Below are 16,971 nucleotides of genomic sequence, written 5' to 3'. Positions count from 1 at the left end.
ACCGGTCTCGCCGCCGCTGGCCTCGCCCGCCGTGAAGCCTGTCAAGGATCTCGAACGTCGACGGCGCGAATCTTCCCATTCGAGACGGACCTGTGGCGCACAGCTCCGCCTCGCCGCGAAATGACGCCTACTCTGCGAGAGTGCCTAGAGGCCAACAACCTTTCCGACTTCGGACCGTCCATCTCACCGCCGGTGATGGCGAGTCGGTCGTCCCGTCCAGAATCAGAATAGACCCGACCTTCAGGACACCTGCACGGGGCACGATGGCGACCGAGAGGTTCCGGCGCGACACTCGCGGCTGTTTCTTTCCGCCACGAGCAGGGACTGCCATTCGCAAACTGCTGCCATTTTCAACCGAGCGGCTCGGTGCGCCGGCCGGGCACTTATTCGGCCAGCACGGGCCAGCACTGCCGTCACCGATCTCCCGGAACCCGGACCGCGGGAATCAGCTCAGCGGGGACCTGAAGACACGGGCACGGCCCAAGCGCTCCCCTGCTCGCGATCGAGCACCGTGACCGCCTTGTTCTTCAGCCCGAAGATGTAGACCAGCAAGCTGACCCCGATCACTACCGTCACATAGAAGATGAACCAACCGACGTGACCGGCCGACTTTGACGCCTGGAAAAGCACCGGCGCCGTACCGCCGAAGATGGAGTTCGCGAGCGCATATCCCAGGCCCACACCCAAGGCACGGATGTCGGCGGGGAACAGCTCCGCCTTCACGATCGCGTTGATCGAGGTATACCCGGTGAGGATGACGTAGCCGACCGCGACCAGCGCGAACGCCATCAGCGGCGAGGTGGTCTGCGGAAGGAAGGTGAGCAGCACATAGGTGTAGAGGACACCACCCACACCGAAGAAGATCAGCAGCGGCTTGCGCCCGACGCGGTCGCTGACGAGGCCGCCGATCGGCTGCAGCAGCAACAGAAAGATCAACCCCAGCAGGTTGATCCACGTTGCCGTCAGCGCATTGTCGGCCCCGAAGGTGGATTTCACAATCGCCGGCGCGTTGACACTGTAGGTGTAGAACGCGACCGTGCCACCCGCGGTAATGAGGAACACCAGCAGCAGCGGACGCCAGTGTTTGGTGAACAACGCCGTCAAGGAACCCGCCGTCCGGTCCTCACCCGCACGGATGGCCTTCAGATGCGACTCGCTGAGCGACTCGTCCATCGAACGCCGAATCCACAGCACGACCAGTGCGGCTATGCCGCCGATGAAGAAGCCGATCCGCCATCCCCAATCCTCCAACGCCTCGACATCGAGGACGCTGAGCGCGATCAGGAGCGTGAACTGCGCGAGCACGTGGCCGCCCACGAGGGTCACGTACTGGAAAGACGACAAGAAGCCGCGCCGGTTCGCGGTCGCCGCTTCGGACATGTACGTCGCCGAGGTGCCGTACTCCCCACCCGTGGCGAATCCCTGCACAAGCCGAGCGAGGACCAAAACCACCGCCGCCCAATACCCGATGATTTCGCGCGTCGGCATGACCGCCACCACGAAGGAGCACGATGACATGATGGTGATGCTGAGCATCAGGGCGGACTTGCGGCCACGACGGTCGGCGAACCGGCCGAAGAACCAGGACCCCACCGGTCGCATGACGAAGGTGACCGCGAAGATCGCGTAGATGTAGAGCGTGGAGTTGGCGTCGTTCTCGTCGAAGAACTGCGCCTCGAAGTACGTGGCGAAGACCGTGTAGATGTACACGTCGTACCACTCGACGAGGTTTCCTGCCGAGCCCTTCATCGTGTTGAGCACCGCCCGCCGGGTGCTCGTCGGAGCGCGGGTTGGACTGGACGGAGTCGCGTCATCGCTCATCCGTAGACGATAACGGATCGACCTCCCACGCCTGGGCGAGTCGCCCTAGGGGCGGTCTCAATTCGGTCCCGGTTCGTCACCACGCAGTCAGGGCACCGAAGGATCAGCGAACAACACCCGGCGCAAGCCCTGGCAGGCGGCGATCACGGTCGTCGGCATAGACAGGAAGACTGTCCCACCTGAATCGGCAATTCTTCCCTGCGAAGCAGACGACGAATCTCAGCCCAATCTTCCACATCCTTCGTCTCTCCCGACTCGACTCGCGTCAAGATCAGTGCGCAGGGGGTCAAAACTGAGAGTACGGCGCATTCAAGCGGTGGTCGCAACACTGTCGGTTCACGGTGCCAGAATCTCGGGCAGAACCTGTGCCGGTGTTCGCCAGTCGAGGTTCTCGCGTGTCGGTTGTTCAGACACTCACAGCGTGTTCGTTCGTGCCGACCACGGACCCGCCCTGCACGTGTCGAGCGTGGCGCGGCAGGCGTTCATCGCCGTACCGTGCGGTTGTTCGACAGTGCTGCCCTCTTCCAAGGGACAGAGACCGGATGTCGGCCCAGGGACCGCCACATGGAATTTGTCGCGGTAGCTGGCCGCGAAGTGGCGGTGCGCGGGTGGAGAGCACGCAGCGAGAACTCGACATTGCGGAACACCGTGCGGCGTGCCAGCGCCATCAGGACCGCCATGCCGGTCACGGCCATCCACATCGGCAGCGGGTAGAGAGCGAGACGCTCCCCCAGGCCGAAATGGAGCGCCTGTCCCAGCATGAGGCCGGCGCCGACTAGGCCCACGAGTGCGCACAGGGCCGACCACAGAGCGACCAGCCGCTTCTCATTCCACATATGCCAGGCGATGAGCACGAGCACCACGTGGCGCGCCACGAAGCCCGGCAACACGGCCGACCAGTGGATGATCGTTCCATCGTTCGCCGGAAACAGTCCGGTGGCAGCGGTGCTGACCGCGATGATCACGGCAAGCGAGAGTATCCACTTCTTCTCCCGGCCACTTCTTATGTGCTGATGAAGAAACAGTGCACCGAGGAGGGTGAGCACCCCGAGCGCGACGAACGTCGAATTCATGACGTCGTGCATCGGTGAGCAGGATCCGACTTCGCAGGTCGTCACGCCCAGGGAGCTGATCGAGTCCTGCGCGTAGCTGTAAGGCGTGCTCCACGCCGCCGCGGTGAACACCTCCGCCAACAAGTAGGCGAACGAAAGTACCCAGGCCGTGCCAGCTGCTGCGTGGCGAAGATTGTGGGTTCTCGGTGATGTTCCGGCGCGGTGTGGATTGCTGATGGTGCATTCTCTCCGTCGAACGAGATGTGTCGAGCGAGGCCGGAACGGACCGGCCCGGATGATATCCGTAACTCTACTGCCCGACCCTGAGGATGCTGTCCGAAATGTCTGTATGTGGTCACAGGATGGCCTTGAATTCGAGATCCGGTCAGCCTCCGCTGTGAATCCAGTGGCAGTTGCCGGGGATCCGCTCTCGGCTCGGCTCGGACATTCCCTTGCAGTCACCAACCCTCGGACACGGGCATTGCGCAGTTCGAGGCATCGCGGCGAGTTCCACCCCGCAACTGACACCGGGTGAGAAGGCAAAGGGAAGCCGCCGGCACCTTCCCCGGCGTCAGCGGCTCCTCGTCCCTTCCGGGAACGCTACGCAATGTGGGTCTTACCCGGTCAGGGGCGACAGTGACGCCATATCGCCTCTCGGCAAGTGGTCGCTCGCAGCGACTTTTCTGGTGTGGTACCCGGGGTATGGGCGCCACCGTCATAGCCTTCAACAGCGGCCTTACCGGTGGTATTCCGACGCGGGCGTGTCCGCCGAGACGACGGGCCTGCGGGGCGCCACCGTGGTCAGTGGGTGTCCTCCGCTGCGATCGCTTCAGCAGGTCTGCGCCGTTGTTGCTGACGTCGTTGACGGCCTTGGACACCGGGTACATGTCCGAGGCTGTCCGTCGGGTCCAGCCAGTCCGCCCAGTTCTCCGGGGCCACGCTCATCGGCATACGGTCCCACGCCGTCGGCGGCATGGGTGGTGATGACGGGAGAAGGTGACCAGCCAGGCACCCCGGGGGCCGATCCGAGCTCGAACCGAACGAACGAGGTCCACGCATGACCAGGGGGCGACTCTTCCCCATATCGATCACCAGTACTGGCGCGCAATACCCTCAACCATTTGGTTGACCACATTCTTTGTCAGCCCCACCACCACCAGCGCGCCCCACGACAGCGAATGATCTCGCGAAGCTGCAGCCGGGGCGACGGTGTGAGGGCACCGTCTCTATCCGCGTTCACCTCTTCTGCGGCAGCGCCGGGCACGTCCTCGCCACTACTGCTGCGCGTTGGAGGGTGCAACAAAGGTTCGTCCATGGTCTGGGTTCAGCTCACAGTAGGGGCGGGGCTGCCGGGGTGGGGCAGCGTTGCGGTGAGTCCCGTGATCAAGATGTCGAGGCCGCGTTCGAGTTCCGCGGCGCCGTCGTACGACGCCAAGACGGGTGCGAGGCCGCGCAGGAGGGGGAAGTCTCCGATCGGCAGCCGGTGCAGGCCCAAGCGCAGCAGGTCGTCGTGCTCGTCGGGTTTTTCGACGATTTCCTGGAGCTCGTTGAGGACGTGACCGTGGAGGAAGCCGAACAAGGCCCGGTACACGTGCAAGGCATCAGTCGCGGTGAAACCTGCCCGGGTAAGCAGGGTGAGGATGTTCTCGAGCGGGCGCAGTGTTCCCAGGGGGCGCAGCCCAAGCGGGGTCGACAGGGGTCGTGTGACCAGGAGCGGGACCACGTGGGGATGGTCGAGCGCCAACCGGCGGAAGCCCCGGGCGACCTCCCGGAGTTGGGTTGCCCAGTCGCCGTCGTCGGTGTCGACCTCGAGTTGTTCGAGGACGCGCTCGACGACGGCGTCGACGAGCGCGGCCTTGTTCGGGGCGTGACGGTAGAGGGTCATCGGGTCGCGGCCCAGGGCTTTGCCGAGGCGACGCATGGACAGTGCGTCGATTCCGTCGCGGTCGATGATCTCGAGTGCAGCCGTCAGGATTCGCTGTCGGGTGATCGGGCCGCTGTCCGGAACCTGACCGTTGCCGGAGCGGGTCGTGCGATCAGCGGGGGCCTTGGCCATCAGAAACACTTCCTTCTTCGCTTTCAACTGTAGGCCTTTGCCGTAGGGCTTGGTAGTAGACCTACAGTGTTGACACATCGGATATTGGTGCCGGTGATCAGCGGCGTCGGGTCGACCTACTGACCCGGCCGTGAGGCCGCACCGGACGGGGCACCACCAGGTTCCGGACGGGGGCTCGTCGGGAACCTGAGCACACCATGGCCATCTCCGATATCAAGGACGACGCGGACGTCGAGGCACTCAGCGACGAACTCATTAGCATTCGCCGGGACGTCACCGAGTCGCTCGGCGAGGCCGACGCCGCCTACATCCGCCGCACCATCGGCCTCCAGCGGGTACTCGATGCCGCGGCCCGGTTGGTGATCCACGGCAGCAGGACCACCACCGGGTGGGTTCTCGGGACGACGGCTCTCGCGGTGGCCAAGAGCGTCGAGAACATGGAGATCGGCCACAACGTCTCCCACGGCCAATAGGACTGGATGAACGATCCCGAAATCCACTCCACCACCTGGGAATGGGACATGGCCGGCCTGTCATCACAGTGGCGCTACTCCCACAACTACCGCCACCACGTGTTCAGCAACGTCGTCGGAATGGACGAGGACCTCGGCTACGGGGTCATCCGCATCACCCGCGACCAACCCTGGAAACCGGAACATCTGCTGCAACCGCTGCGGAACCTGCTGCTGGCGGCCATGTTCGAATGGGGCATCGCCCTCCACGACCTGTATTCCGAGCAGACCCGGGCCGGCACCGCCGCCGAGAAATCCGCCCAGACCCGCGCGCTGCTCGGGAAGATTGCCCGCCAGACCGGCAAGGACTACCTGCTCTTCCCCGCCCTCAGCGGACGACGTTGGCGACGGACGCTGACGGCGAACCTGACCGCGAACCTGCTGCGGAGCGTATGGGCGTACGTGGTGATCTTCTGCGGGCACTTCCCCGACGGCGCCGAGAAGTTCACCCTCGCCGAAATCGAGAACGAAACGCGGGCGGAATGGTATCTGCGGCAGATGCTCGGCGCGGCCAACTTCCGGGCCGGCCCGGTGCTGGCGTTCCTCAGCGGCAACCACTGCTACCAGATCGAGCATCACCTGTTCCCCGACCTCCCCAGCAACCGCTACGCGGAAATCTCCACCAAGGTGCAAGCACTGTGCGAGAAATACGACCTGCCATACACCACCGGCTCCCTGGCCGGGAAGTACCTGCAGACACTGCACACCATCCTCAAACTCGCACTGCCCGAACGGTTTCTGCGCGCGACCGTCGACGACGCCCCCGAGACGGCCTCCGAACTGAAATTCCGCACCGTGCGTGAGCCGATCGAATCGACCCCGGCTTCCCGCATCGGGCTCCGGACAGCCCTACGAGCCCTGCCCACTCACCGTCGCACCCGCCGACGGTCGACACCACCAACATCGGACGATCGCCATGCCTGACACCACACCTTCCCCGGCACACGCCGCCACCTCCTCGCCGGCGTCGCACGACAACTCGTCCTCTACCGCAGGACGGGTGGCCCAGAACAGCTTCTTCGAACGATTCGCCCGCGCAGGGTTCGTCGTGAGCGGCATCGTGCACCTGATCATCGGCTACATCGCGATCCGGCTCGCCCTCGGCGACGCAGCCGGCACCGCCGACCGAGCCCGATAAGGCCTCGGGACTCGACGGCGCCTTCAAAACCGTCAGCGCCCAACCCTACGGAGCGGCCCTCCTCATCGCGGCCGGCCTCGGCATCATCACCTACGGCCTCTACAGCTTCGCCATGGCCCGCTACGCCAAGATGTAGTCGGACACAGCCGCAGCAAGCCGGCGCGCGAGGCGCCTGCCGCGCTCGACAACCAGCCCGCCGCGAAGACCTTCGACGTGCCTTGTCACAGTCGCCGCTCCAAATTTGTGGAGTCTCGTCTCGGGTCGTCCCGACAGGTACGACGCGGCCTAGGTATGACTAGGTGAATGTCGGTGTTCTCTGAGCGTCTCGCCGACGACTCTGAAGAGTGAACCCGCCGCGCCGGCGGTGATGCGTGGCCGCCCGGGCCGCCTGGACCGCCTATGCAGCGAAAGGACTCTCCGTGCCAACTGACACCTCTGCGGTAGCCGGACGGGACCCTTCGGACAACGCGGACGCACTGTTACTGTCCGCCGCGGCAACACTCCTGGCCAAACAGTATGGTTGCAGCCAGGACGCCGCCTTTGATGCTCTCCTCGACATTGCCCGCCGCAACCACGCCAGCGTAGCCAACGCAGCCGAGCACGTCCTGTCCCGGCAATCGACCGTTGACGGCCGGAGAGAGCAGCAGGAACCCCGCCTTGCGGCCCGTCCGCGCCGTGCGGGTCCCACGACGCCGGCGGTGTTCAAATGAACAAGATGCCGCATTCGCCGCCCCTCGACGATCCCGCCACGCGCAGGGACAACGTCCCCCGCGATTCCGGTGACTGGCAGGCGCGTGCCGCGTGCCTTGGAAACGATTGGGCAGTGTTCTTCTCACCCGACGCCGAACGCGGCCACGCCCGCGACCGGCGCGAAGCGCAGGCCCGGCAGATCTGCCTGCCCTGCCCCGTGCTCGAGCAGTGCCGCGATCACGCGCTCGCTGTGGGTGAACCCTATGGTGTGTGGGGTGGTATGACGGAAGCGGACCGACGAAGGCACACCAAGCGACTCCGCCGCGGTGAGCGCCGACCACTCGGTTCCCAGCACCCGCGGCCCGTGAGCGCCGGTCCCGCCAATGCGACGGTCGACATTGACTCTTCAGCGACCGACCGTTCGCAGACCGGTGGGGCGTTGAGGGGTCGCCCCACCGGCACGATCACGGTGTTCTAGCTCAGACAGCCGGGATCTCCGCCTGCGTTGAAGTGTCGCACTTCCCCTTTCAGCCGGAATCGGTTCCGAAGCGGGATTGAGCCATACCGTGGTCACAGACGGTGACGTCGCCGAACTCTGATCGAAGGCACAGCGGCGGGCTGAAGGTTTGAGACACGGTTCGACGAGACCGATCCAGCGACGGGTTCAAGCTAAGCAAGCGAAACCGGTCACGAACCTTCGAGAGCCGACAATCAACCCGGAGGATGCCGGTGAAGTCCCGTCCGGCACCCAGCTAGAAGTCGACCCCGTGGCCATCGAGCCACCGCGCGGGGGTGAACCACGGTGTATCGAGGTGATACTCCTTGTCGAGTGCGTCCAATATCGAATGCGCGTCCGCCCCCCGGTAACTTTCATACATCCGAACATTGAGTCCTGAACGCTTTTTCACAGCATCGAACATGATGCCGTGGCGGAATAACACCGTCGCGGAAGGACAAACTACGATATTGCCACCGCGGTCGGCCGCCTCTCCGTCCACAACGTCCACGCACAACACCATGCGGGGATCTGTCGAGAGCACAACGAGCAGCAGATCCAGATCATGGGGGTTCGTTACCCCGTGCCATGGCCTTCTCCCCTCCCCACCGCCGGCCACTACACAGTCGAGGGCCCGCCGCCACGGCCGCCCTTCGACGATATGCAAGCGGCCACCGGACCTCAGAGGCGGAAGCGGACAGTCCCCCGCCGACCCGGATTCGGAGTGGTGCGTCGTTCCGTGTTCGGTCGTCATACTCCCGGCGTGCCCGTGGGCATCCGTTCCGAAACATCGGAATTCCCCCGCTGGCCGGCTCCGCGAAGGCCTCCACTGAGCCCCGTCCCCACCCTCGCCGTGAACTTCTTCGCGTCGCCGCGCCCGTACGATTCCGTTCGCGGCGAGTCGGAAGCTATCGAATGCGAGTCACCATCTCTGGGGACCCAAGTCACGCTGCCCGCGGCTGATCTGGGGGGCGGCGGATATCGCGCTCCCAGGCCCCGACTACTCCCAACACCCGCCATGGATGCGAGGGGGATCCGTAGGGATACGACGTACTTTCCGCCAAAAATTCCGCCCGATTTGTCATTCTTTGTGCATACAGTGGAGTAGAGTATTTCGACCGAGGCGGGCATTGCCTACTGGACGTGGAGTGGGCGCATAAGAGGGACAAAGGCATTGAAATGGCGCGCCAAACCACTGCAAAACCAATCGCCGTCGGATTGGCCACAGCGTTGTGCAAGATTCGCGACGTGGCTTGAAACCGATCTTGACGCTCAGATCCGCATCGGCAAGCTGGCCTCCAGCGTCGACAGCGTCCGACGGCCGGCCGGTGGTCGACTCAGATCTTGGTCCTCCATCGCATCCCGCCAGCGATCCTCGGCGGTCGCTGGCAGTCCTTCGTCGATGGCCGGTTCCTGAGAGTCGACATCTCCCCTTCCGGGACCCAATCCATCGCCATACCGACAACCGCGCTCGGCGATGTCGATACCGGGATGTGGATCGGTTGCGTCGCTAGTACCTGCTATTGGCGATAGATCTCCACATGGGCGTTGGTGATCACGCCGACATTCAACGAGGGGGCACCCCAATTCGTGCCGCAAGCCCCGGTGGCCTGACCTGTCGGCACAAATGAGCGAGTGGACTGGCTGAAGGGCCCTACCGCATAGAACGGAAAGGCGTTGGGAATGCCGTGAAGGCCCCAACAGTCGACGATCAGCGCGTACTCCCTACCAGCGGGCGCACCGGTGTCGTGGCAGGTTGCCGTCGCACTGAAGGCATCCCGCTGGATGACGCAAGCTTGGGGGTCCGCATGGGCGGTGCCGGACCCGATGATCGCTGCGACGGCAAGCCCCGATACGAGGGCGGCCGTGACGCGTGCTGCAGCGACGATTGCTCTCTTCATGGAGATCCTTTCAGTAGCAATATGTCTGGTTCCGGGCAGTCCCGGTGGCCCGTCCGATGACCGACAGCCCGCTCATCGTGCAAGGTGATACAACGTTGCTGTTCTTGTACGAATCCACTGGGCCCGGACGAGGGTCGATGCGAAGAGTGACTACGGATATGCCACGGATGTTGTCCGGCGTCGAGTGGCCGGATTCGGAAGGTCTAGGGCCGAGGAGCGAGCAGGCGTCGTTGACCATCGACCTCGCTGCCGACTGCACCCGGCCCCGTTCAGAAAACTTTCAGCATCCCAGGCGACCAAATCGGTGACGATTCCAGACGAACCCATCGTTCTCGCTCCTTGTGGTCGTTATCTAGTCTTGGCACCTTGATCGTCCGGACCGACTGGTCTGTTACGTTTTCGAATTCCTCAGCCGAGCACGGGCGCGGAATGCACACGTCGGCGAGCAAGCCGTAGGACCGGTGTGATTGTGACGACCTGGACCACGGTGTTCAGTCCCGGTTGCCGATCCATGACCGGACGAATTCGGGAGCGGGTCATGGCAGAGGGCGCTGGCCGCTCCCGATTCGTTGCTTCCGCACAACTGAACTCATTCTCCGAAATCCCTGCCAACCCCGGCACCGTGTAGATGCACTATTGCGGTGCGGGCGGATGCCTACTGCCCTCAGTAGTCTGCGAGTTCGATGACGAGTGGAATGCCGGTGTCGAACCAATAGCGGTGCAGATCCTTGATCTTGGCCCGGGAGGGTCGCCCGCGAAGATGCAGCCGGCACTCGCCGAAGTCAATGAGGTGAACCGTCTCGCAGATCGCGTCTCTTGCCTGCTGCAGTTCGGTCGGGTCGCTGATCTCTCGCGCGACGCCAGCAAATGTTCGGCGTCGCAGTCGCAGGTGAACCTTCGGGTTGCCGCGGATGTTCCACACCCAGGATGAAACGGCCAGAGGTCGCTCGATAGCCAGGGTGGGTGGGCGAAGCATCACCACGTACACCTTGTCTTGGCGCCGGATGGCGCGAACGTAGTTGCGGCGCTGCTTGCCGCTCTTGCGCCCCGTGGTGGTGAGGACTCCGTGCCCGGGTGGTGTCGAGACAGCGAAGACCCACAGCATGATCTTGCTCAGGATGCGTCCGCCCCTGGCCGATTGCAGCAGCTGCCTGTGCTTCGGTGCTTGGCTTGTGGCCGCGTCCCGGATGGCGGCGGCACAGACGGTCACCGCCTTGTCACCCGATGCGGAACCGTTACTTGGGGCTTCTGCCATCTTGAGCCTTCTCGTGTCTCCGCGCAGTCGGTGCTGACCAGCATCGCAGATCGTCCTTGCCGCTCGCAGCTAATACGTGCGCGAGCCGGACGACCCACGGACTGGTACGTCTGAGGACGTTCGTGCTCATCGCGAACCGGTCAACGATGCAGTTACCGTTCCGGTTGGCAAAGCGATGTGGTGGACTCGATGCACTTCGAGGCGGCTGACAACTACGGTGAGGCGCGGCCGCAGATGTGATTCAGCCCGCCTGTTTCAGGTCGCCGTAATAAGTGTGCGCCTTGGCAGCGAGCAACCACAGCGGGTCTTCGGTGCCCTCGCGGGCATAGCCCTTGTCCCGGCCGTCTTCGAGGTACTGGGTCCGCACCCAATCCTCCATCGCCTCCGGCGACTGGTCCGGTAGTCGATAGATGACTGCGAGTGCGCCTTTGAGCTGGTCGTCATCGATGGTCATCGCTTGACGCTGTTTACGGAGCCACAACGCCTTCTTGCTCTCACCAGCGCGATGCAGTGAGGTTAGCGATTCTCACTTCCACTTCGAGCAGGAGTGGGCAAACGTTCGATCCGACAAGCTCGGCGCATGTGAAGATTCGTTCATGCGTACCGAGGATCACGACGAGCCCGCAGGTCACAGTCGACCGACGGCTGACGATGGGCCGTTCACGTTGACGGTCGATGGCGAGGTTTTCACTGTGAGACTACGTCCAGAGGAACCAGGCGCCTGCGACTACGACTGGGAATCCGGACCGAACAAAGGGTACGGATTCTCCAGCTTTCAACGCGTGGCCTATTCCGGTATTCAAGACCGAGCGAACACTCCGTCGGCCGCGCTCCAGCCGAACACGATTGACGAGCATCGCGAATCGATCCGCGACTTCCTCGGCCAGATCAATCCCGAGACCGGTTACATCGGCGACTAAGACTCCGCGCACCGTGGCACGCATCCCGCCCCCGCCCGCCGATCCGCCACCGCTCCGACAAGCGACGCGTCCGGACCGCTCACCGACCGTGGCCGCTGGTCGGTGCGGGGCTGTGCGGCGATCCGATCATCTGGCCCGACCCCAGCCCCGGCTCGCCGACTGGTGGGACCGAGTACTCGGCCGGCCCGCGACCAGGACCCGCGGACCTGCTCGCATGTGTGGAATCCGTGCGGTCCTATGTCGGCTCGGCGGAAAGTACGGTCATCGCGGGCGCAGTGTGTTCTGCTGAGACCACACAGAAGCCGGGAGGTGCGGTGTGCGAGCTGGGTTCGGTGGTCTGGCGCCGATGAGCCCAACCGAGGCGATGTTCGTGCTCTTCGAGTCGCCGTCGCACCCGATGCACGTGGCCACCCTGACCCTGTTCGATCCCCCGGACGGCACAGCACCCGATGCCCACGCCTCCGACATGGTCGAGCGCCTGCGCGCCCACACCGAGGCCGGCGAATTGTTCCGCAAACGCCCTGTCCGCCGACTGCACGGGTATCCGTGGTGGCGGCTCGAGAAGCACGTCGATCTCGGATATCACGTGCGGCATACCGCCGTTCCCGGCGACGGCACCATGGCCGAATTGCTGTCGCTGGTCTCGCAGATGCACTCGATGCCGCTCGATCCGCAGCACCCGATGTGGGAGATGCACGTCATCGAGGGACTGACCGATGGGCGCACCGCTGTATACACGAAATTCCATCTGTCGCTGACCGACGGCGCCTCGGGGATGAGGCTGCTGCACCGCACGCTCTCGGTCGACCCGGACCTCCGGAACTCCCCCGCGCCGTGGAGCCCGTCGGTCGCGGCCCCCACTCGGTATTCCTCCCTCGACCCACGCGGGGTGCTGCGGTCTGGCCTGGGCATCCCGCGGGAGATGGCGGCCGCCTTTCCCACCCTGGTCCGTGCCGGCTACCACGGACTGACCGAAGAGCGCCTGACGTTGCCGCTGCAGTCCCCGCCGACGATCTTCAACGCCCCGACCGGCCGTGCCCGCAAGGTCGCCGCCCGGTCCTGGCCCCTGAAACAACTGCGCCGGCTCTCCGCCTGTACCGGTGCCCCGTTGGATGTGATCGTGTTGACCCTGTGCGCGGGCGCGCTCCGCGCATATCTGCTCGAGCAGTACGCACTCCCCGAAGCTTCGTTGACCGCGATGCTCCCCGTCCCGCTCGACCTCGGCGAGGACCCCACCATCGGGCCGGGCGGCAACCGAGGGGTCGGGGCAATGGTGGTGTCCCTGGCCACCGACGAAGACGACCCCCTTGCCCGCCTGGCACGGATCGCCGACTCCGTAGCCCATACCAGCGGGATTGTCGCGGCCCTGAGCCGTACCCAATTTCAACTGGTCAGTGCCATGACGTTGAGTCCGATCATGCTCGACCCGATCCGCCAGGTCCTCGACGACATCCCGCCACCGTTCAACGTGATGATCTCCTACACCCCGGGGCCGACCCGCCCGCGGTACTGGAACGGCGCCCACCTCGACGCCGTCTACCCAATCCCGACCCTCGCGCGTGGCCAGGCGTTGAGCATCACCCTCACCAGCCGATCCGGGCAGCTGCACGTCGCGGTCGTCGGTGACCGGACGGCGGTCCCTCATCTGCATCGGATCATCGGCCACCTCGATACCGCCTTGACCGACCTCGCCACCGCGGCCCGCACAACCCCGCGGTGACACTGGGGACGGCTCGCCGGCACGCATTCGTTTGGGGCATCCGGCCACCGCCCATTGCCTCCGAGGGGTAGGGGGAGCAGTGTGAAACACAGACAAATGACCGGCGACGCCGCGTCGGCGCCGCCCTGAGAAGAAGGGTGCCGATCGTGTTCGCACGCTCAACCACAATTCAAGCGCATCCGTCGTACATCGACGCCGGGATCAAGCACGTACGCGACACCGTGATGCCCGCGCTGGCGGATGTAGAGGGCTGCCTCGGAATGTCTCTGCTCATCGATCGCGGCACGGGCCGGTGCATTGCGACCAGTTCGTGGCGGGACGAGGAATCGCTACGCGCCAGCGAGGGGCAGGTACTGAAGCTACGTGACGTCGCAGCCGAGGTCTTCCACGGCACCACCGAGGTGTCGCGGTGGGACATCGCTGTCATGCATCGCGACCACCATTCGGACCGCGGGGCCTATTGCCGCGTCACGTGGGTCAAGACCGAGTCGGCCCATATGGACCGCGCCGTCGACGTGTGGAAGATGGCAGCACTGCCCAAGATGGAGGAACTCGACGGCTTCTGCAGCGCCAGTCTGATGCTCGACCACGCCGCGGGTCGCGGGGTGTCGTCGCTGACATTCGACAGCTCCGAGGCAATGGAACGGAACAGGGAACGCATCGACCGCATCCGGGACGAATGGGTTCGCGAGGCGAACGCCGAGGTACTCGATACATGCGAGTTCGAGCTCGCCATCGCGCACCTGCACGTCCCCGAGATGGCGTGAACTGTCGAACTGCCGGAGGGAATCCTGCACTGCAACCATTAGCACTCACCCGCAGCTCGTCAGTGCCACAACCGAACTAATGTTCAGGGGACCACTGCCGAGCAGCGGGTGAAGCTGTCGAGATCACGGCAACTCGGCACCTCACCCAGCCGTCGGCACCCTCGCCGCGGTGACCCGCATTCGCGTCACCCCGGCGGTGGCATCACAGTGTCCCGCCGCGCCCAAGGCGCCACGCACACCCCGGCCCAGGCTTACCCTGGGCCGGAACTGCTGCACCCAATCCCCTCCCCCGCGAGAATCGTCAAGTCAGGTGCCGCCGGGACACCTCGGACCCATAGCGGGCACCGCTGAGGCCGGACAATCGCCCACCACATGATCCCGAAGGCCATGATCCCCACAGGCTCATGGCCTTCGCCGCAGGTTGGCCACGGAATCCATCAGCGCAATGTTGCAACTCACGCCACCGGCATCTGCGCCTGAGCATCATGGAAGGCCCGCTCGAGCTCAGCCGAGATCCGGCCGCGCAGGGACACCTCGTGACCCGCCCCGATCGCCCATTCACGAATCTCCCTGGACGACTTCTTCGCCGGAGCCTTACTCACGGCCGTCCTCTTGACCGGAACCTTCACCGCGACCATCTTCTTCACGGCCTTTTTCTCCGCAGCCGCCTTTGTCGCGATTGTCTTCTTCCCGGCGGTCTTCGTCCCGGCGGTCTTCGTCGCCGGAGCCGTGCGCGCCGCCGCCCTCGTCACAGGAGCCGTCGCCGCGGCGGTGTTTCTCACAGTTGTCTTCTTCGCGGCCGTCTTCTTTACCGGCGCCGTTTTTGCCTGAACCTTCTTCGCCTGAGCGTCATGGAAGGCTCGCTCGAGCTCGGCCGGAATCCGGCCGCGCAAGGACACCTCGTGACCCGCCCCGATCGCCCACTCACGAATCTCCCTGGACGACTTCTTCGCCGGAGCCTTACTCACGGCCGTCCTCTTGACCGGAACCTTCACCGCGACCACCTTCTTCACGGCCTTTTTCTCCGCAACCGCCTTTGTCGCGACTATCTTCTTCGCTGTGTTCTTCGCAGCCGTCTTCGTCGCGGCTGTCTTCTTGCCGGCCGTTTTCGTCGCAGCTGTCTTCTTCACGGCCGTCTTCGTTGCAGCTGTCTTCTTCACGGCCGTCTTCGTTGCGGCTGTCTTCGTTGCGGCCGTCTTCGTTGCGGCCGTCTTCTTTACCGGCGCCGTTTTTGTCGAAACCTTCTTCGCCTGAACGTCGTGGAAGGCCTGCTCCACCTCGGCCGGAATCCGGCCACGCAAGGACACCTCGCGGCCCTCCCCGATCGCCCACTCACGAATCTCCCTGGACGAGTTCTTCGCCGGAGCCTTACTCACGGCCGTCCTCTTGACCGCCGCCTTCGGCGCGGCCGTCTTCGTTGCGGCCGTCTTCGTTGCGGCTGTCTTCTTCGCGGCCGTCTTCTTCGCGGCCGTCTTCTTCGCGGCCGTCTTCTTTACCGGCGCCGTTTTTGTCGAAACCTTCTTCGTCTGAGCGTCATGGAAGGCCTGCTCCACCTCGGCCGAGATCCGGCCACGCAAAGACACCTCGCGGCCCTCCCCGATCGCCCACTCACGAATCTCCTTGGTTGTCACTTTCGCCGAACCTTTCGAACCCTTCGGTGATACCGTCATGTGTCTCCTTCTTCGCCCGGGCAACCGTCGAACGCACACAGTAACGGCAGGCGGCTTCTCACGGTAATCAGGAAGCACACCCGAACTGACATTTCAACGTCCCAACCCATCCCCGATCTGGGCGGGTCGACACGATCCTCGTGAAGTTCCACACTCACGACGCACCAAGATTCAGGCAGAACGAGTGCGACTCACTCTGTCAATCAAAAACGTTGGTGAGCCGCAGCGACGATAGGCAAGGTTGGGATTGCGCAACGCGGCCTTGGACCACGGCGATCTCGAACGAGGCTTCAGGGCCGGCAGTTGTCCATTGGACCGCGTCGCTCTGATCCGGGGCAGCGGGTCGAACCGTATCTATCAGGGAGGCAGGCGTATCTGGTTTCCGGAACGAGGCGTGAACCACACAGCCATCCAATTGCGAGCCAGGTAATCCGGTTTCCGTTTCAGCCGTTCGGGAAGTCGGCCTGCTCCTGATCTCTCTCAAAGACCGCTTCCTGGTAGCCGTTGGTGAACAAGATCTGCGACATCTGCCCGAAGCGCAAACCCGCCCGGAGCCGAGGCCGAGTGTCGCCGGCAGTGCTCTCGGCGGGATATGTGCACCCCTGGCGATCGTCGCCGTGCCGAAGAGCATGTCGATCGCCAGTTTTGGAGATCGGTTCTCTGCATCATGTGGTGGACGCTGCCACTGGCCGGGCCGGCGGTCGGGGTTGTCGCCGGTTGGTCCTCACCTGGACAAGGTTCAGGCTCAGGCGAGCCTGAATCAGTAACCATCTACCGCGCCGGAGCCTTGCGCGCGGACAGATACTGCCTGGGCAAGGGTGGAAGAACCTTCCAAGGCCGCGTTCACCCGATCCAGATGACGACCCGATGGGTGGTAGATCACGGAATGCTGGTCGACCTGAGGTCAGACAAGCCCCCGGCGCAGCCCTGCAGTCGGGGACAGTCAGTGCATGGATCGCAGCGGTACGGCTGG

At 64.3% G+C, this 16,971-nt stretch carries 13 protein-coding genes and 2 pseudogenes; 7 read left to right on the top strand and 8 right to left on the bottom strand.

Annotated features, from left to right (window positions below):
- Positions 1-450: 450 nt before the first annotated feature.
- The 3 genes from ACLIVD_RS17370 to ACLIVD_RS17360 form a co-directional block, all read right to left on the bottom strand.
- Positions 451-1,821 carry an MFS transporter gene (locus ACLIVD_RS17370; RefSeq protein ID WP_491932769.1) on the bottom strand — a complete coding sequence of 457 codons (1,371 nt, stop codon included), beginning with the start codon at positions 1,819-1,821 and terminating at the stop codon, positions 451-453.
- Between the two features lie 482 nt (positions 1,822-2,303).
- Positions 2,304-3,005, bottom strand: a complete 702-nt coding sequence (locus ACLIVD_RS17365) for a DUF998 domain-containing protein (RefSeq protein WP_491932767.1) — start codon at positions 3,003-3,005, stop codon at positions 2,304-2,306.
- Positions 3,006-4,197: 1,192 nt separating this feature from the next.
- Entirely contained in the window at positions 4,198-4,929 is a 732-nt protein-coding gene (locus ACLIVD_RS17360; RefSeq protein WP_283331960.1) for a TetR/AcrR family transcriptional regulator, read from the bottom strand.
- A 197-nt stretch (positions 4,930-5,126) separates the two neighbouring features.
- On the opposite strand from ACLIVD_RS17360, the pseudogene ACLIVD_RS17355 reads away from it, so the two are divergent.
- The 4 genes and pseudogenes from ACLIVD_RS17355 (at position 5,127) to ACLIVD_RS17340 (ending at position 7,747) form a co-directional block, all read left to right on the top strand.
- Positions 5,127-6,365, top strand: a pseudogene (locus ACLIVD_RS17355) (fatty acid desaturase family protein).
- Positions 6,358-6,579: a DUF1206 domain-containing protein gene (locus ACLIVD_RS17350; RefSeq protein WP_283353470.1), complete on the top strand. Its 222-nt coding sequence runs from the start codon at positions 6,358-6,360 to the stop codon at positions 6,577-6,579. The pseudogene ACLIVD_RS17355 and the gene ACLIVD_RS17350 overlap by 8 nt, the downstream one beginning before the upstream one ends.
- Before the next feature lie 61 nt (positions 6,580-6,640).
- Positions 6,641-6,715, top strand: a pseudogene (locus tag ACLIVD_RS17345) (hypothetical protein); the annotation flags it as partial.
- 570 nt (positions 6,716-7,285) lie between these two features.
- The gene (locus ACLIVD_RS17340; RefSeq protein WP_283331637.1) at positions 7,286-7,747 is read left to right on the top strand and encodes a WhiB family transcriptional regulator; all 462 of its coding nucleotides are present in this window, start codon (positions 7,286-7,288) and stop codon (positions 7,745-7,747) included.
- A 274-nt stretch (positions 7,748-8,021) separates the two neighbouring features.
- On the opposite strand, the gene ACLIVD_RS17335 is transcribed toward ACLIVD_RS17340, so the two are convergent.
- From ACLIVD_RS17335 to ACLIVD_RS17320, 4 genes are all read right to left on the bottom strand, one after another.
- Positions 8,022-8,276, bottom strand: coding sequence for a hypothetical protein (locus tag ACLIVD_RS17335; protein WP_283331638.1), 255 nt, complete (start codon positions 8,274-8,276; stop codon positions 8,022-8,024).
- A 1,009-nt stretch (positions 8,277-9,285) separates the two neighbouring features.
- Positions 9,286-9,666 (bottom strand): hypothetical protein, encoded by a 381-nt coding sequence (locus tag ACLIVD_RS17330; protein ID WP_283331639.1) that lies wholly within the window; start codon positions 9,664-9,666, stop codon positions 9,286-9,288.
- A gap of 664 nt (positions 9,667-10,330) precedes the next feature.
- The gene (locus tag ACLIVD_RS17325; protein WP_283331640.1) at positions 10,331-10,921 is read right to left on the bottom strand and encodes a nitroreductase family deazaflavin-dependent oxidoreductase; all 591 of its coding nucleotides are present in this window, start codon (positions 10,919-10,921) and stop codon (positions 10,331-10,333) included.
- A gap of 241 nt (positions 10,922-11,162) precedes the next feature.
- On the bottom strand, positions 11,163-11,375 hold the full coding sequence (locus ACLIVD_RS17320) for a hypothetical protein (protein WP_280782263.1): 213 nt from the start codon (positions 11,373-11,375) through the stop codon (positions 11,163-11,165).
- Between the two features lie 142 nt (positions 11,376-11,517).
- On the opposite strand from ACLIVD_RS17320, the gene ACLIVD_RS17315 reads away from it, so the two are divergent.
- The 3 genes from ACLIVD_RS17315 to ACLIVD_RS17305 all read left to right on the top strand — a co-directional run bounded on the left by ACLIVD_RS17315 (position 11,518) and on the right by ACLIVD_RS17305 (position 14,328).
- The gene (locus ACLIVD_RS17315; protein ID WP_280782264.1) at positions 11,518-11,841 is read left to right on the top strand and encodes a hypothetical protein; all 324 of its coding nucleotides are present in this window, start codon (positions 11,518-11,520) and stop codon (positions 11,839-11,841) included.
- Between the two features lie 346 nt (positions 11,842-12,187).
- Complete coding sequence (locus ACLIVD_RS17310) at positions 12,188-13,561, top strand: wax ester/triacylglycerol synthase family O-acyltransferase (protein WP_283331641.1); 1,374 nt, start codon at positions 12,188-12,190, stop codon at positions 13,559-13,561.
- A 137-nt stretch (positions 13,562-13,698) separates the two neighbouring features.
- On the top strand, positions 13,699-14,328 hold the full coding sequence (locus ACLIVD_RS17305; protein WP_280782266.1) for an antibiotic biosynthesis monooxygenase: 630 nt from the start codon (positions 13,699-13,701) through the stop codon (positions 14,326-14,328).
- Between the two features lie 455 nt (positions 14,329-14,783).
- On the opposite strand, the gene ACLIVD_RS17300 is transcribed toward ACLIVD_RS17305, so the two are convergent.
- Positions 14,784-15,998, bottom strand: coding sequence for an Lsr2 family DNA-binding protein (locus tag ACLIVD_RS17300; RefSeq protein ID WP_491932766.1), 1,215 nt, complete (start codon positions 15,996-15,998; stop codon positions 14,784-14,786).
- Between the last annotated feature and the right edge of the window lie 973 nt (positions 15,999-16,971).

It is taken from the genome of Rhodococcus sp. G6(2025) (genome assembly GCF_058628105.1).
This window is presented reverse-complemented; position numbering and strand designations above follow the sequence as displayed.

Coding starts and splice junctions, on each gene's coding strand:
- ACLIVD_RS17360 (WP_283331960.1), bottom strand. CDS start 4,929: ATGGCCAAGGCCCCCGCTGATCGCACGACCCGCTCCGGCAACGGTCAG.
- ACLIVD_RS17300 (WP_491932766.1), bottom strand. CDS start 15,998: ATGACGGTATCACCGAAGGGTTCGAAAGGTTCGGCGAAAGTGACAACC.
- ACLIVD_RS17320 (WP_280782263.1), bottom strand. CDS start 11,375: ATGACCATCGATGACGACCAGCTCAAAGGCGCACTCGCAGTCATCTAT.
- ACLIVD_RS17310 (WP_283331641.1), top strand. CDS start 12,188: ATGAGCCCAACCGAGGCGATGTTCGTGCTCTTCGAGTCGCCGTCGCAC.
- ACLIVD_RS17315 (WP_280782264.1), top strand. CDS start 11,518: ATGCGTACCGAGGATCACGACGAGCCCGCAGGTCACAGTCGACCGACG.
- ACLIVD_RS17350 (WP_283353470.1), top strand. CDS start 6,358: ATGCCTGACACCACACCTTCCCCGGCACACGCCGCCACCTCCTCGCCG.
- ACLIVD_RS17340 (WP_283331637.1), top strand. CDS start 7,286: ATGAACAAGATGCCGCATTCGCCGCCCCTCGACGATCCCGCCACGCGC.
- ACLIVD_RS17370 (WP_491932769.1), bottom strand. CDS start 1,821: ATGAGCGATGACGCGACTCCGTCCAGTCCAACCCGCGCTCCGACGAGC.
- ACLIVD_RS17330 (WP_283331639.1), bottom strand. CDS start 9,666: ATGAAGAGAGCAATCGTCGCTGCAGCACGCGTCACGGCCGCCCTCGTA.
- ACLIVD_RS17325 (WP_283331640.1), bottom strand. CDS start 10,921: ATGGCAGAAGCCCCAAGTAACGGTTCCGCATCGGGTGACAAGGCGGTG.